Source organism: Leucobacter muris (assembly GCF_004028235.1).
In the GTDB taxonomy this organism is placed as follows: Bacteria; Actinomycetota; Actinomycetes; order Actinomycetales; family Microbacteriaceae; genus Leucobacter; species Leucobacter muris.
The window spans coordinates 184,596-198,626 of sequence record NZ_CP035037.1; the positions used below are offsets into that span (position 1 = coordinate 184,596).

Annotated in this window: 14 protein-coding genes; 10 read left to right on the top strand and 4 right to left on the bottom strand. The window is 70.9% G+C overall.

Annotation, left to right across the window (positions count from 1 at the left end):
* The first annotated feature begins 235 nt into the window (after nucleotides 1-235).
* The 5 genes from Leucomu_RS00855 to Leucomu_RS00875 all read left to right on the top strand — a co-directional run bounded on the left by Leucomu_RS00855 (nucleotide 236) and on the right by Leucomu_RS00875 (nucleotide 5,144).
* Complete coding sequence (locus Leucomu_RS00855; RefSeq protein WP_128386035.1) at nucleotides 236-1,648, top strand: sensor histidine kinase; 1,413 nt, start codon at nucleotides 236-238, stop codon at nucleotides 1,646-1,648.
* Complete coding sequence (locus Leucomu_RS00860) at nucleotides 1,645-2,418, top strand: response regulator (protein WP_128386036.1); 774 nt, start codon at nucleotides 1,645-1,647, stop codon at nucleotides 2,416-2,418. Before Leucomu_RS00855 ends, Leucomu_RS00860 begins: the two co-directional genes overlap by 4 nt.
* 652 nt (nucleotides 2,419-3,070) lie before the next feature.
* Complete coding sequence (locus tag Leucomu_RS00865; protein WP_017884269.1) at nucleotides 3,071-3,493, top strand: GntR family transcriptional regulator; 423 nt, start codon at nucleotides 3,071-3,073, stop codon at nucleotides 3,491-3,493.
* The gene (locus Leucomu_RS00870) at nucleotides 3,490-4,434 is read left to right on the top strand and encodes an ABC transporter ATP-binding protein (RefSeq protein WP_017884270.1); all 945 of its coding nucleotides are present in this window, start codon (nucleotides 3,490-3,492) and stop codon (nucleotides 4,432-4,434) included. The genes Leucomu_RS00865 and Leucomu_RS00870 overlap by 4 nt, the downstream gene beginning before the upstream one ends.
* Nucleotides 4,431-5,144: a hypothetical protein gene (locus Leucomu_RS00875; protein ID WP_017884271.1), complete on the top strand. Its 714-nt coding sequence runs from the start codon at nucleotides 4,431-4,433 to the stop codon at nucleotides 5,142-5,144. Before Leucomu_RS00870 ends, Leucomu_RS00875 begins: the two co-directional genes overlap by 4 nt.
* A gap of 78 nt (nucleotides 5,145-5,222) precedes the next feature.
* Here Leucomu_RS00875 and Leucomu_RS00880 read toward each other — a convergent pair whose 3' ends face one another.
* The 4 genes from Leucomu_RS00880 to Leucomu_RS00890 all read right to left on the bottom strand — a co-directional run bounded on the left by Leucomu_RS00880 (nucleotide 5,223) and on the right by Leucomu_RS00890 (nucleotide 9,670).
* On the bottom strand, nucleotides 5,223-6,755 hold the full coding sequence (locus tag Leucomu_RS00880) for an MFS transporter (protein ID WP_228407157.1): 1,533 nt from the start codon (nucleotides 6,753-6,755) through the stop codon (nucleotides 5,223-5,225).
* Nucleotides 6,752-7,771: a M20/M25/M40 family metallo-hydrolase gene (locus Leucomu_RS00885; protein ID WP_228407159.1), complete on the bottom strand. Its 1,020-nt coding sequence runs from the start codon at nucleotides 7,769-7,771 to the stop codon at nucleotides 6,752-6,754. Before Leucomu_RS00885 ends, Leucomu_RS00880 begins: the two co-directional genes overlap by 4 nt.
* A gap of 39 nt (nucleotides 7,772-7,810) precedes the next feature.
* Nucleotides 7,811-8,101: a hypothetical protein gene (locus Leucomu_RS15320; RefSeq protein ID WP_228407161.1), complete on the bottom strand. Its 291-nt coding sequence runs from the start codon at nucleotides 8,099-8,101 to the stop codon at nucleotides 7,811-7,813.
* Between the two features lie 186 nt (nucleotides 8,102-8,287).
* Nucleotides 8,288-9,670, bottom strand: coding sequence for a dicarboxylate/amino acid:cation symporter (locus tag Leucomu_RS00890; RefSeq protein ID WP_128387730.1), 1,383 nt, complete (start codon nucleotides 9,668-9,670; stop codon nucleotides 8,288-8,290).
* A 278-nt stretch (nucleotides 9,671-9,948) separates the two neighbouring features.
* On the opposite strand from Leucomu_RS00890, the gene Leucomu_RS00895 reads away from it, so the two are divergent.
* From Leucomu_RS00895 to Leucomu_RS00915, 5 genes are all read left to right on the top strand, one after another.
* Entirely contained in the window at nucleotides 9,949-10,437 is a 489-nt protein-coding gene (locus Leucomu_RS00895) for a YajQ family cyclic di-GMP-binding protein (protein WP_128386037.1), read from the top strand.
* Nucleotides 10,438-10,439: 2 nt separating this feature from the next.
* The gene (locus Leucomu_RS00900; protein WP_017884276.1) at nucleotides 10,440-10,853 is read left to right on the top strand and encodes a DUF3151 domain-containing protein; all 414 of its coding nucleotides are present in this window, start codon (nucleotides 10,440-10,442) and stop codon (nucleotides 10,851-10,853) included.
* Nucleotides 10,854-11,013: 160 nt separating this feature from the next.
* Nucleotides 11,014-12,300: an adenylosuccinate synthase gene (locus Leucomu_RS00905; protein ID WP_017884277.1), complete on the top strand. Its 1,287-nt coding sequence runs from the start codon at nucleotides 11,014-11,016 to the stop codon at nucleotides 12,298-12,300.
* Nucleotides 12,301-12,434: 134 nt separating this feature from the next.
* Nucleotides 12,435-12,731, top strand: coding sequence for a chorismate mutase (locus Leucomu_RS00910; protein ID WP_017884278.1), 297 nt, complete (start codon nucleotides 12,435-12,437; stop codon nucleotides 12,729-12,731).
* Between the two features lie 129 nt (nucleotides 12,732-12,860).
* A complete protein-coding gene (locus Leucomu_RS00915) occupies nucleotides 12,861-13,931 on the top strand; it encodes an Rv2578c family radical SAM protein (protein ID WP_128386038.1) in 1,071 nt (356 codons plus the stop codon).
* The last annotated feature ends 100 nt before the right edge of the window (nucleotides 13,932-14,031 follow it).

The following is a 14,031-nucleotide window of genomic DNA, read 5'->3' on the forward strand; positions in this document are numbered from 1 at the left end:
CTTCTGCGGCCGCCCACGGAGCGGAGCGCGGGGTGAGCGACGCACATGAGCGGACGCGCCAGCGTTCGCCGTGCGCCGGGGCTTGGGGCCGGGGGCCTCGCCGGAGCCGGTCGAGATGACGCGAGTGGCCGTGTTGCGGGGCGGGAGCGGCCACGTGCGTCATCTGGGGGCGGCGAACGGGGCTGGGGATCACGCCCGACCGGTCAGTGTCAGAGGTGCATGAGAGAGTGAAGCCATGAGCACGCAGCACGACGAGATCGGGGCCATGCCCCGCCGCCGCCCGGTGCTGCTGTGGTGGGATCTGGGTGTGGCGACCACGGTGGTGGTGCTGGGCACGATCGGCGTGGTCGATGTGGTCGTCGACGACGAGCCCGGCACTCCGCTCGATGTGGCGCTCGCGGTCGGGGCGCTCGCACTGTTGGTGATCTGGTATCTCGGGCTGGGGCGCTCGGTGCTGCGCCGGGCGGCGTGCGACGAGACCGGCCGTCGCGTCGATGACGTCTACCTGGGGGTGCTCGTGCTGCTCATCGGCGCGGCGACCGTGGTCGTGCCGAACTACGCGACGCTGCAGGCGGTCGCCTATCCGATGATCTGGACGGTGGTGCCGCGCTACCGCGACGCCGTCGTCTGGAGCGCCGCGCTCGCACTCTCGGTGGGCGGCGGTTTCCTGCTGGCCTTCGGCCGCTTCGACCTCATGGGCGGCCTGGGCGGGGCGGCCGTGATCGCGCTGCTCTCGTTCACGTTCGCCGTGGTGATGGGCACCTGGATCACGCGCATCTTCCAGCAGGGTGAGCGCTATCGCCTGCTCGCCGAGCAGCTGCGCGCGTCGCAGGCCGAGGTGTCGGCGCTATCGGAGCAGGCCGGGGCGGGGCGCGAGAGGGAGCGCCTCTCGCGCGAGTTGCACGACACGCTCACGCAGACGCTCGCGGGGCTGGTCATGCTGAGCGAGCAGGCGGATCGCGCGCTCGCCGCGGGCGATGCCGATCTGGCGCGGGATCGCGTCGCGCGCGTCGAATCGGCGGCTCGAGAGGCGGTGGCCGAGGCCCGGGCGCTCGTGGCGACCACCCAGCCGCTCGGCGATGGCGGGCTCGAAGCGGCGATCGAGCGCGTCGTGTCGCGACTGCGCGCCGATACCGGGCTCGACGTGAGCTGCGAGCTGCAGTCGGTGCCGCTCGATCGCGAGCGCCAGGTCGTGCTGCTGCGCGCGGTGCAGGAGGGGCTGGCGAACGCCCGGCGGCACGCGAACGCCTCGCGGGTGCACGTGCAGCTCGAACCCGCTGGGGGCGGCGGGGCGCTGCTGCGGGTCGACGATGACGGGGTGGGGCCCGTCGGGCGCCGTCCGACGAGCGAAGAACACCGCCACGCCGCTAGTGGGCTGAACGCCCGTGGCGCGGATGTCGGCGATCTCGACACCCGCGACTTGGGTGCCGGTGGCCCGGATGGCCGGGGTGATCAGCGCGATGATTCCTCCGAGGCGGGTGGCCGCACCGGCTCGGCGGGCGAGTTCGACTCCAGCGGGGGCTTCGGTCTGAGCGGGCTGGCCGCCCGGGCCCGCGTCGTCGGGGGAGCGGTCGGATTCGGGGCGTCTCCGCTCGGCGGTGCGCGCCTCGAAGTGCGCCTCGAAGCGGTGAGAGGAGAGAGCTCATGATCCGAGTCATGGTGGTCGACGACCACCCCATCGTGCGCGCCGGTATCGTGGGGCTGCTCGACACCGAGCCAGACTTCGAAGTGATCGCCGAGGCGCAGTCGGGCGAGCAGGCGATCGAGCTGGTGCCCGCTGTCCGACCCGACGTGGTGCTCATGGACCTGCGCATGCCCGGCATGGGCGGGGTCGAGGCCACACGGCGCATCGCGGAGTGGGCGGCCGGAGCCGCCGCCGACGGGCCCGTGCGCGTGCTCGTCTTCACCACTTACGAAGACGACGACCAGATCCTCGCGGCGATGGAAGCCGGCGCGGGCGGCTACCTCGTGAAGGCCGCACCCGCCGAAGAGCTCGCGGCGGGAGTGCGAGCGGTCGCCGCCGGGCAGACGGTGCTCGCCCCCTCGGTAGCAGCGGCCCTGGCGACGGCGGCGCGTGGGCGCGCGAGCGAAAGCGGAGCCGGGGATGCGAGCGGGTCCAGGGGTGCGAGCGCACCCGGGGATGCAACCCGAGTCGGCGGCGCGAGCGCGCCCACCGGAACAGGCGAGCGCGGAGCCGCGGGCGGCGAGCGAGCGTCGGATCCCTCGCCGCGGCTGACCGCTCGCGAAACCGAGATCCTCGCCCTCGTCGCCGAGGGGCTGAGCAACCCCGAGATCGCTGCGCGCCTGTTCATCGGAGAGTCGACCGTGAAGACCCATCTGCTGCACGTCTTCGAGAAGCTCGCCGTCTCCGACCGCACCCGCGCCGTGATCCGAGCGATGCAGCTCGACCTGATCTGAGGGAGCCTGCTCCAGCCGACGCACTCGAAGTTCGGCGAACGAGGCACCTCCTCGGCGCAGGGCTGTGGATAATTACACCGGTGTAATTCTGAGTAGCGCGGCCGCCGCATCCGCGTGGAATCGCCGCAGAAGCGGCCCGCGCACCGCCCCGAGCACAGCCGTGCCCGATCGTTTCCCACAGGCGCGATCCGCGTCTGTGGATAATTACACCGCTGTAATTCGCCGCCTCGGGCGGCCGAAGCGCGCGATGGTCACGCTCACTCCGCCGAGCCCGCTGCGGCGACCCCGGGCTGCCGGATCCCGCGCGGTCTTCTCCGACTCGCACCAGCCCTGTGGATAATTGCACCGTTGTAGTTCGGGGCGCCCCCGCCCGCGGATCGCCGCGAGAGCGCCGCAGTGCAGGTCGACGGGCGCGTCTGTGGTGATCCGAGCACCTGATTCCCCACAGCCCCGAGCTGCGCCTGTGGATAATGACACTCCTGTAGTTCCGTCTCCGGGAGAGCTCCTCGGGGCCGAGCTGTGCCCGCCCTCCCGCATCGGTGCTTGACAGGGGCGGGACGAGGCGCGTAGGTTCATTAGTGAAGTAATGAACCAGGGAAGCGCGCGGATCGAAGATCCCTCCCTTCCACCACCGAGAGAACGGAGGCGCCGGGTGTTCGACGACACGCGCCCGATCTTCCAGCAGCTCGCCGATCGCATCGCCGACGACGTGCTGCGGGGGGTCTACGCCGAAGAGGAGCAGGTGCCCTCCACCAACGAGCTGGCCGCGCACCTGCGCATCAATCCGGCGACCGCGGGCAAGGGCCTCGGCCTGCTCGTCGAGCGAGGCGTGCTCTACAAGCGTCGCGGCATCGGCATGTTCGTCGCGCCCGGCGCCCGATCCCTCATCGCGAGCGAACGCCAGCGGGCGTTCGTGCAGCGATTCATCGTGCCGCTGCTGACCGAGGCGCGCAGCCTCGGGCTCGATGCGCCTGCCGTCGTACGGCTCGTCGAGCAGCAGGCAGTCGAGCAGCAGGCCGCCGAACGGCAAGCCGTCGCCCCACCCGCGGCGCAGCAAGCGAAGGAAGAACAATGACCGCATCAGTCATCACCACTCGCGGCCTCACCCGCCGCTACAAGGGCGCGGCAGCGCTCGAAGACGTCACACTCGACATCGAGCCCGGTGTGATCACCGGGCTGCTGGGCCGCAACGGGGCGGGCAAGACCACGCTCATGTCACTCATCACGGCGCAGGATCGGCCGAGTGCCGGCACCGTGAGCGTGAACGGCCGCGACCCGTTCGAGCACGCCGAGATCATCGAGCAGATGTGCTTCGTGCGCGACAACCAGCGCTACCCCGACGACTACAAGCTGAAGCACGCCATCCGCGCGGCCTCGATCTTCTACCCCCACTGGTCGCAGCAGCTCGCCGATCGGCTCATCGAGCTGTTCCGCATCCCCTCGAAGCCAGTGATCAAGAAGTTCTCGCGCGGCCAGCTGTCGGCCCTCGGTATCGTGCTGGGTCTCGCCTCGCGCTCGCCGATCACCTTCTTCGACGAGCCCTACCTGGGTCTCGACGCCACCGCGCGCGGCATCTTCTACGACGAGCTGCTGCGCGACTACGCGGCGCACCCGCGCACCATCATCCTCTCGACGCACCTCATCGACGAGATGGACCGTCTGCTCGAGCGGGTGATCGTGCTCGATCAGGGCCGAGTCGTGCGGCACGCCGACGTCGACGAGCTGCGCGGCGGCGCGTACCAGGTGGCGGGTAAGGCCGCCGCGGTCGAACGGTTCGTGCGGGACCGCCGGGCGCTCTCGCGCCGCACCATCGGGGGGCTCGGCACCGCCGTGCTCGAGGGAGTGCTCGGAGACGAGGATCGGGCGGAGGCCGCCTCCGGGGGGCTCGAGATCACGCCGGTCTCGCTGCAGGATCTCGTCGCCGCCTACGGTCTGGGAGACGCCGTCGACGACGGCGATCCGGCCGATCCCGAACTCGCCACCGTCTCGCCGCTCAGTGAAAGGAGCGCATCATGAATCGCGTCATCAAGGTGACGAAGCTGCACCTCAACAAGATCGGCACCTACGCGGTCACCCCGCTCATGATCCTGGCCGTGGTGATGGTGATCTCGATCATCATCCAGCTCGCGATCCAGCGCAGCACCGGCGTCGGTCCGTCGTCGCCCGAGTACGCCGAGAACGCCCGCTGGAACCAGGCGATCCTGTGGTCGCTCCCGGGATTCCTCGTCTACTACGGAGTGCAGGCCATCGCGACGACCTACCCGTTCGGGCTGGCGCTCGGTGTGACCCGCCGCAACTTCATCCTCGGCACCGCGCTCGCGAACGCGGTGCAGGCAGCCTACGTGGCGGTGCTGCTGCTCGTGCTGCTCGGCCTCGAGCTCGCGACGAACCACTGGTTCATGGGCCTGTACGTGCTCGACGTCTACGTGACGGGGTCGGGCGACCCCGTGATCCTGGGGCTCGCCGGCTTCCTCGGAACGCTGTCCTGCCTCACGATCGGCGGCCTCTTCGGCGCGGTGTGGGTGCGATTCGGCCCGAAGGGTCCGGCGATCATGGGCCTCGCACTGGGCCTCGTGCTCGCCATCGGGCTGCTGCTGCTCGCACCGCAGCTCGGAGAGATCGTCGCGGGGATCACCGGGGCGTGGCTCGCGCTCGTCGCCGTGCTGGTGATGGTGGTCTGCCTGATCGGCACCTGGTTCGCGATGCGCCGGGCATCGGTGCGGTAGAGGCCCGGCTCCGACCGGGCGCGACCCGACGCCGCGGCCGGCCGCGACCCGCCACCGCCCCGACCCCCGCTTCGCGGCTCAGAGAGCCGCAGGGAGCCTCGCGCTGGCCCCGTCGGTGAACGCGTTCTTCGGAACGAAGCAGAGCAGCGCCGCGGCGACGAGCGCGGTGACGCCGCAGATCGCCCACACGGTGAAGTATCCGGCGAGGGATCCGGCGGTGCCCTCGGCGGCGGCGCCCGTCGCGCCGTGCATGAGGGCGATGCCGAAGGCGGCCGATGCGACCGCGCCGCCGACCGTCTTCACCGAGTTCGTGAGCCCGGTCGCCACCCCCGTCTGCGCGGCGGGCGCCGCCGAGGCCGCGGCGGCCGGGAGCGCGGCGACGAGCGCGCCGGAGCCGACGCCCGCGATCATCATGTTGGCGGTGACCTGCGCGTAGCTCTCGTGGAGCGGCAGGAACAGCAGGTATCCCACCCCCACCAGGCCCGCGGCGCCGATGAGGGTGATCCGCGGGGTGGTCCAGCGGGCGATCTTCGGGAAGAGCAGGGCACCCGCGATCATCGCCACGAGGTACAGCCCGATGATGAGCGAGGTCGTGAAGCCGCTGGTGCCGAGCCCGTAACCGTACACTTCGGGGTCGGTGCGCGCGAAGGTCGACAGCGGGGCCTGCGCACCGAGCACGCTGACGCCGAAGAGCCCCGCGGTGATAAACACCGGTGCCAGTGCCGGCGAGCGGAACATGCGCACGTCGATGAGCGGGTCGGGCTGCCGCAGCTCGACGAGCACGAACGGCACGACGAGGGCGAGGCCGAGCGCGGTCACGATCCAGGCCGCGGGATCGGCGGGGCCGTTCAGCCGCAGCAGGCTGAGGCCGCCGGTGAAGGCGATGAGCGCGAGCGAGACCAGCACGAGCCCCGCGAGGTCGAGCCGCCCGCCCGGTCGCAGGTCGGTCTCGCGCACGCCGAACGCGACGACGAAGAAGCACGCGACGACGAAGGCCGCGGGCACGAGCAGCACGACCTGCAGCGGCAGCAGGTCGATGAGCCGGCCCCCGAGCAGCGCCCCGAGGATCGCGCCGAGCTCGAGGAACGCCACGAGAATGCCGGCGGCCCGCGCGGTCAGCAGCGACGAGCCCTCGCGGCCGCGGCTGCGGGACCAGATGATCGCGATCTCGAGCGGCAGCCAGACCACGTAGAAGCCCTGCAGGGCCCAGGCCACCAGGAACACCGCGAACGAGTCGGTGAACGGCAGCGCGAGCGACGCGGCCGCGGTGAGCGCGGTCGACCACAGCAGCATGCGCTTGTGCCCGAACATGTCGCCCAGCTTCGCGAAGGCGGGCACCACGAGCGCCGAGAGCATGAGCTGCGTGCCCTCGAGCCAGTTCACGTCGGCGTCGTGCACGCCGAGGTGCCGGGCGATGTCGGTGAGCATCGGCGTGTAGTAGCCCTGCAGGATGCCGCTCGTGAGCTCGACGAAGGCCAGGAAACCGACGACTCCCGCGAGGGCACCCAGTCGCACGCGTGGCTTCGTGGCGGGGGAGGGGCCGACGCCGGCGAGGCCGGAGAAGCGCGGTGCGCCGGTCGAGGCGTCGCGATCGCGAGGAGTCGTGCTCATGCCGGCAGCCCTTCGATGAGACGGCGGTGGAAGAGCTCGCCGCGCGCCAGCTCGGAGACCTCGACGCGCTCGTCGACGCCGTGGATCGAGGCGCGCTGCTCGGCGTTCATCATGAGCGGTGCGAAGCGGTAGGTCGCCGGGGCGTAGCGGTGGAAGTAGCGGGAGTCGGTCGCCGCCATCGTCACGTACGGCACGGCCACCGCGTCGGGGTGCGACGCCGCGATCGCGTCGGCGATCAGCGCGAACTGCGGGCCGTCCGAGGGGGACTCGGGTGACGCGTCGTTGCCCTCGAGCACCTCGACCGACACCGCCTCGTCCCCGATGCGGCGCCGCAGCCGCCGCGCCGCGCCCTCCACCGTCTCGCCGAGTGCGAGCCGCAGGTTGACCGTGGCGCTCGCCTCCGAGGGCAGCACGTTGTTCGCGGTGCCGCCCGAGAGCCTGGTCGGCGCGATCGTCGTGCGCACGAGCGCCGCCGCCTCCCCGCCGAGCGCGGCGAAGACGCGCGCGTTCAGCCAGGGCCACGCGGCGAGCAGCCGGTAGAGCGGCCGCCCGATCCCGCGCGACCGCGGCGCGAAGAGTCCGAGCATGCGCGGGATCGCGCGGGGCGCTCGGGCCCGGAACGTGCCGGGCGACAGCCGGTTCACGGCGCGGGCGACGCGGCCCACGGCGGTGAGGTCGGGCGGCACGGAGGCGTGCCCGCCCTCGCCCCTCGCGCTGATCCGCACGGTGACGATCCCCTTCTCTCCCACCCCCACCATCGCGGCGGTGCCGGTGACGAACGGCAGCGGCGCGTCGGTCACGGCGCCGCCCTCGTCGAGCACGATCCACGGCCTGATGCCTCGCTCGTGCAGCGTGTCCGAGATGACCCTGGCGGCGGCGCCGAAGGTCTCCTCGTTGCCGCCGAACGACAGCAGCACGTCTCGCGCCGGCGTGAACCCGGCGGCGAGCAGGTTCTCGACGGCCTCGAGCACCACCAGCAGGGGGCCCTTGTCGTCGAGCGCGCCCCGGCCGTGCACGAAGCCGCCCTCGACGCGGCCCTCGAACGCGGGAAAGCGCTATCCGTCATCGGGGTGCACCGGCACCACGTCGTAGTGGGCCATGAGCACGGCGGGATCGGCGGCGGCGTTGCGGCCCGGCCAGCGGAAGAGCAGGCCGAACTCGGTGATGCGCTCGCGCTCCAGGTGTTCGTGCACGAGCGGGTAGAGCTCTTCGAGCAGTTCGACGAAGGTCTCGAAGGGCTCCTGGCCGCGCTGCGCGAGCTCGGCCGAGACCGTCGGGATGCGGATCATGCGCGAGAGGCGCGACTCGGCGCCCGGACGGGGAGTGACATCGACGTTGGCTGCCATCGGGCCAGTATATTTCGGTGCCGGTGCCGCCGCCGTCGACGCCCGTCGGATGCGGGAGTCAGCGCGTCTGGAAGGAACTCTGCATTCTCCCGGCGCGAACGCGGAGTCCCGCACCGCTGCTTCCCGGGGGATGCGGCGGTGCGGGACTCCGAGTCGGGGGAGGGGCCCTGCGAGGGCCCAGGCGCGCTACACCTTCGCGGGTGCCGGATCCCGGATCTCGTCCGACGACGGGCCCTCGGGGCGATCGGCCGCGGCCTCCACGTCGGTGTTGTCGAAGGCCTGGCCCTTGCGGGGGGCGTTGTAGAGATCGACATCGAGGATGCCCTCGCGCTTCGCGACGATGGCGGGCACGAGCGCCTGGCCGGCTACGTTGACCGCGGTGCGGCCCATGTCGATGATCGGGTCGACCGCGAGCAGCAGGCCGACTCCCTCGAGGGGCAGGCCGAGCGTCGACAGGGTCAGCGTGAGCATGACGGTGGCGCCGGTGGTGCCGGCGGTCGCGGCCGAGCCCACCACCGAGACGAGCACGATCAGCAGGTACTGCACGATCGTCAGGTCGATGCCGAAGAACTGCGCGATGAAGATCGCGGCCACGGCCGGGTAGATCGCGGCGCAGCCGTCCATCTTGGTGGTCGCGCCCAGGGGCACCGCGAACGAGGCGTAACCGCGGGGTACGCCCAGGTTGCGCTCCGTGACCCGCTGGGTGAGCGGCAGGGTGCCGATCGACGAGCGGCTCACGAAGCCGAGCTGCACCGCGGGCCACACGCCCGAGAAGTACTGCCTGACCGAGAGGCCGTGAGCCTTCACCAGCACGGGGTAGACGACGAACAGCACGAGTGCGAGGCCGAGGTAGAGCACCGCCACGAACCAGGTGAGCGAGCCCATCTTGTTCCAGCCGTACTCGGCGACGGCGTTGCCGATGAGGCCGAGGGTGCCGAGGGGTGCGATGCGGATGATCCGCCACAGCACCTTCTGGATCACCGCGAGCGCCGACTCGGTGAGGCGGATGAACGGCTCGGCCTTCTCGCCGATCTTGAGCGCGGCGATGCCGACCGCGACCGAGATGACGATCACCTGCAGCACGTTGAAGCTCGCGGATCCGGTGAACGCGCCGGTGTCGGCGTCGACGCCGCCGCTCACGCCGAGGCCCAGGAAGTTCGAGGGCACGAGGCCGGTCAGGAAGTTCCACCAGGTGCCGACGGCGTAGGGGTCGCCGGTCTCGAGCTCGGCCTGCGAGGCGTGGGAGCCGGGCTGCAGCGTCACGCCGAGCACGATGCCGATGGTCACCGCGATGAGCGCGGTGATCGCGAACCACAGCAGGGTCTGACCGGCCAGGCGTGCGGCGTTCGTGACCTGTCGCAGGCCGACGATGCTCGACACGATCGCGGTGAAGATGAGCGGCACGACGGCGGCGCGCAGCAGCGAGACGTAGCTGCTGCCGATGGTGGAGAGGGTGGCGTGCAGGCCGTTCTTGTTGCCCTCGGCATCGGCGCCGAGCGACATCGCGATGCCGCCGAGCACGAGGCCGAGGACCAGGGCGGCGAGGATCTGCCAGCCGAACGACGTCATCCACTTGGGGAGGCGGCGCCGCGTTTCGGGGGCGGTCGGAGTTGTCGACACGACGAGGGGTTCCTTTCGGTGGGGAAGCGCGGGATCGGGCGATAGGGGCGGATCCGCGCGGAGTGCATGCGGGCGCGAAGCCCGGGCCGCAGAAGAGTCTAGCAACCTATTCGCGAAAGTTATTCCAGGTATTGCGAACCGTTGAGTTGGGGTGCTCGCGCGCCCGTCCGCTCGCGTGCCTGTCGGCGGGTCTGCCGCTCCGCTGCGAGGCCGGGTAGTCTGGCCCTATGGCAGATTCTTCGTTTGACGTGGTGAGCAAGATCGACTCGATGGAGGTCGAGAACGCGGTCAACCAGGCCCGCAAGGAGGTCGAGCAGCGCTACGACTTCAAGGGTGTGGGAGCCGACGTGACCCTCTCGGGTGAGAGCATTCAGATCAAGGCCAACACCGAGGAGCGCGCGAACGCCGTGCTCGACGTGCTGCAGTCGAAGTTCATCAAGCGCGGCCTCTCGCTCAAGGCGCTCGACAGCGGCGAGCCCTACGCGAGCGGCAAGGAGTACCGCATCGACTCCAAGCTCAAGGAGGGCATCGACCAGGCCACCGCCAAGAAGCTGAACAAGCTGATCCGCGATGAGGCGCCGAAGGGTGTCAAGTCGCAGATCCAGGGCGACGAGCTGCGCGTCAGCTCGAAGAGCCGCGACGACCTGCCGGGCACCATCTCCCTGCTCAAGGGCGCCGACGTCGACGTGGCCCTGCAGTTCGTGAACTTCCGCTGAGCATGATCGGAGAGAACCTGCTGGGGCCCGAACCCACCCTTCTCGCGCAGGAGCCCGCCGTCACCGCGGCGCTCGCCGCGGGGGCGGATCCCGAAGCCGTCGTGCGCGAACATCCCGAATCGCCGCTCGCGTGGGTGGTGCTCGCCGACCGCGCCGATGCAGAAGGCCGCGACATCGAGGCCTACGCCTTCGCGCGCGTCGGCTACCACCGAGGCCTCGACGCGCTGCGCAAGTCGGGCTGGCGCGGCGCCGGGCCCGTGCCCTGGTCGCACGAGCCCAACCGCGGCGTGCTGCGCGCCCTCTACGCGCTGCGCCGATCCGCGGCCCGCATCGGCGAGCAGAGCGAGGTCGACCGGCTCACCGAGTTCCTCGACGGGGCCGACCCTGGCGCGATCCCAGCCATCGAGGCGCAGTAGCACCACCCGCTCCTGGCGAGAGATCCGGCGTCCGTGAGGCCGGATCCGCGGGCTCGGTCTCACCGACGCCGAATCTCCCACGGAGCCCTCGGGATCCTCCGCCACAGGTGCCGGGTAGACTGGGCCGGTATCTGCCACAGCTGCAAAGGAAGGGGCTGAGATGCCCGCAGTGCTCATCACCGGTGCCCAGTGGGGCGACGAGGGGAAGGGACGAGCGACCGATCTGCTCGGCAGCCGCGTCGAATACGTGGTCAAGTTCAACGGCGGCAACAACGCCGGCCACACCGTCGTCGTCGGCGACGAGAAGTACGCGCTGCACCTGCTTCCGTCCGGCATCCTGACGCCCGGCGTCGTGCCCGTGATCGGCAACGGCGTGGTCATCGACCTCGGTGTGCTCAAGCAGGAGCTCGACGCCCTCAGCAGCCGCGGCGTCGACGTGTCGCGCCTCAAGGTGAGCGCGAACGCGCACGTCATCACCGCCTACCACCGCACGCTCGACAAGGTGACCGAGCGCTTCCTGGGCAAGCGCCAGATCGGCACGACGGGGCGCGGGATCGGCCCCGCCTACGCCGACAAGATCAACCGCGTGGGCATCCGCATCCAAGACCTCTTCGACGAGAGCATCCTGCGCCAGAAGGTGGAGGCCGCGCTCGAGTTCAAGAACCAGGTGCTCGTCAAGATCTACAATCGCCGGGCCATCGAGGCCGACGAGGTGATCGCCGACCTGCTGAGCTTCCGCGAGATGCTCGAGCCGATGGTCTGCGACACCGGTCTGCTGCTGCACGAGGCGATGCAGGACGGCAAGACCGTGCTGTTCGAGGCCGGTCAGGCGACCATGCTCGACATCGACCACGGCACCTACCCCTTCGTGACCTCCTCGAACGCGACCGCGGGCGGGGCGAGCACCGGATCGGGTCTGCCGCCCCACCAGCTCGACCGCGTCATCTCGGTCGTCAAGGCCTACACCACGCGCGTGGGCGCCGGTCCGTTCCCCACCGAGCTCTTCGACGAGTTCGGCGAGCACCTGGCGAGCGTCGGCCACGAGTACGGCACCACGACGGGGCGCGCGCGCCGCTGCGGCTGGTACGACGCCCCCATCGCCCGCTACGCGGCCCGCATCAACGGCGTCACCGACTTCGTGCTCACCAAGCTCGACGTGCTGTCGGGGCTCGAGACGATCCCGGTCTGCGTCGCCTACGACGTGAACGGCGTGCGCCATGACGAGATGCCCGTCAATCAGAGCGACTTCCACCACGCGAAGCCGATCTACGAGGAGTTCCCCGGCTGGTCCGAGGACATCTCGGGAGCGCGCCGCTTCGAGGAGCTGCCGAAGAACGCGCAGGAGTACATCCGCGCCCTCGAGGCGATGAGCGGCGCCCGCATCTCGGCCGTCGGCGTGGGCCCGGAGCGCGAGCAGGTCGTGGTGCTCCACGATCTGCTCGACTGAGGCCGTCGTCCTGAGTGGAGTCGCGGGATCCTCGGGCGCGTGAGATCCTGCGGCTCCTCACCCCTCGGGGTCGAGGCCCCGCCTCCCCGGCAGCAAGCAGCCGCATGACGCGGAACGACGATTTGGAGCAACCCATGAGTGATCCGACCCCGCAGGAGCGCCTGGCTGCGCTGCGCTCGAGCATCGACAACATCGATGCGGCGCTCGTGCACATGCTCGCCGAGCGCTTCCGCTGCACCCAGGAGGTGGGCCGCCTGAAGGCCGACCACGACATGCCGCCGTCGGATCCGAGTCGCGAGGCGCGGCAGATCGAGCGCCTGCGCTCCCTCGCCGAAGACGCCCACCTCGATCCCGAGTTCGCCGAGAAGTGGTTCAACTTCGTGGTGGCCGAGGTGATCCGGCACCACCAGCACATCGCCTCCGAGCGCTGACTCGGGCCGGCGGCGCCGGGTGCCGCGGGCTTCGGGGAAGCGCTCGGGTCGATGCGCCGAGGGTTTCCCTGCGAGCCGCGCGCGCAATCGAGTCTTGCGATTCATTCGAACATATGTTCGAATGAATCCATGAGGTGGAGCGGGCAGCGGGTCGATGCGACGTCGGAGACGGCGCTGCCCGGGCTCGGTCTCGGCGAGGTCGCCGCGGTGCCGGGGCACCTGCGCACGGTGCGCGCCCCCGAGTTCGCCGGGCTCGTCTTCCACGAGGTGATCGCGAAGAGCGCGCTCAACCGGGTGCCCGCCTCGTCTTCGATGCCGTTCTCATGGACCATCAACCCCTACCGCGGCTGCTCCCACGCCTGCGTCTACTGCTTCGCCAGGGGCTCCCACCGATACCTCGACCTCGACACCGGCCGCGACTTCGACTCGCAGATCGTGGTGAAGGTCAACATCGCCGAGGTGCTCGGCCGTGAGCTGGGCAAGCCCGGCTGGCAGGGCGAGCACGTCGCGCTCGGCACCAACACCGACCCGTATCAGCGGGCCGAGGGCCGCTACCGGCTCATGCCCGGCATCATCGACGCCCTCGCCCGCAGCGGCACGCCGATGTCGATCCTCACCAAGGGCACGCTGCTGCGCCGCGATCTGCCGCAACTCGTCGAGGCGGCGCAGCGCGCTCCCGTTGCGCTGTCGATGTCGATCGCCGTCGCCGATCCCGATCTGCAGCGGTCGATCGAGCCCGGCGTGCCCAGCGCGAGGGCGCGGCTCGACACGATCGCCGCCGCCCGAGACGCGGGATTCGAGCCCGACGTCTTCGTGATGCCGGTGCTGCCGCATCTCACCGACTCGACCGCTCAGCTCGGCGCCCTGCTGCGCGACATCCGCGCCGCCGGCGCCCGCTCGGTCATGTACGGCCCCCTGCACCTGCGCTCGCACGTGAAGCCCTGGTTCTTCGCCTGGCTCGAGCGCGAGCACCCCGAGCTCGTGCCCGCCTACCGCTCGCTCTACCCGGGCAGCGCCAGCAGCGCCCCGCAGGCGTACCGTATGGAGCTGGCGGCGCGCATCCGCCCCATCATCAGACGCCTCGGCCTCGAGTGGGCCGTGCCCCGCGATCCTGCCCACCCGCGTCGCGGCGCCGCCGCCCGGCCGATGCCCGTCGATGCGCTCGCCACCCCCGGCGCGCCCGCGCCCACCCTCTTCTGAGGCGCGACCCGAGCGGCTCCACGTACGAGGCTCGGGGCGGGCCGGCCGACGGCACCTCGATCAGCGCGGACTGCGGGGCTGCGGACCGCGGTCGGCACCG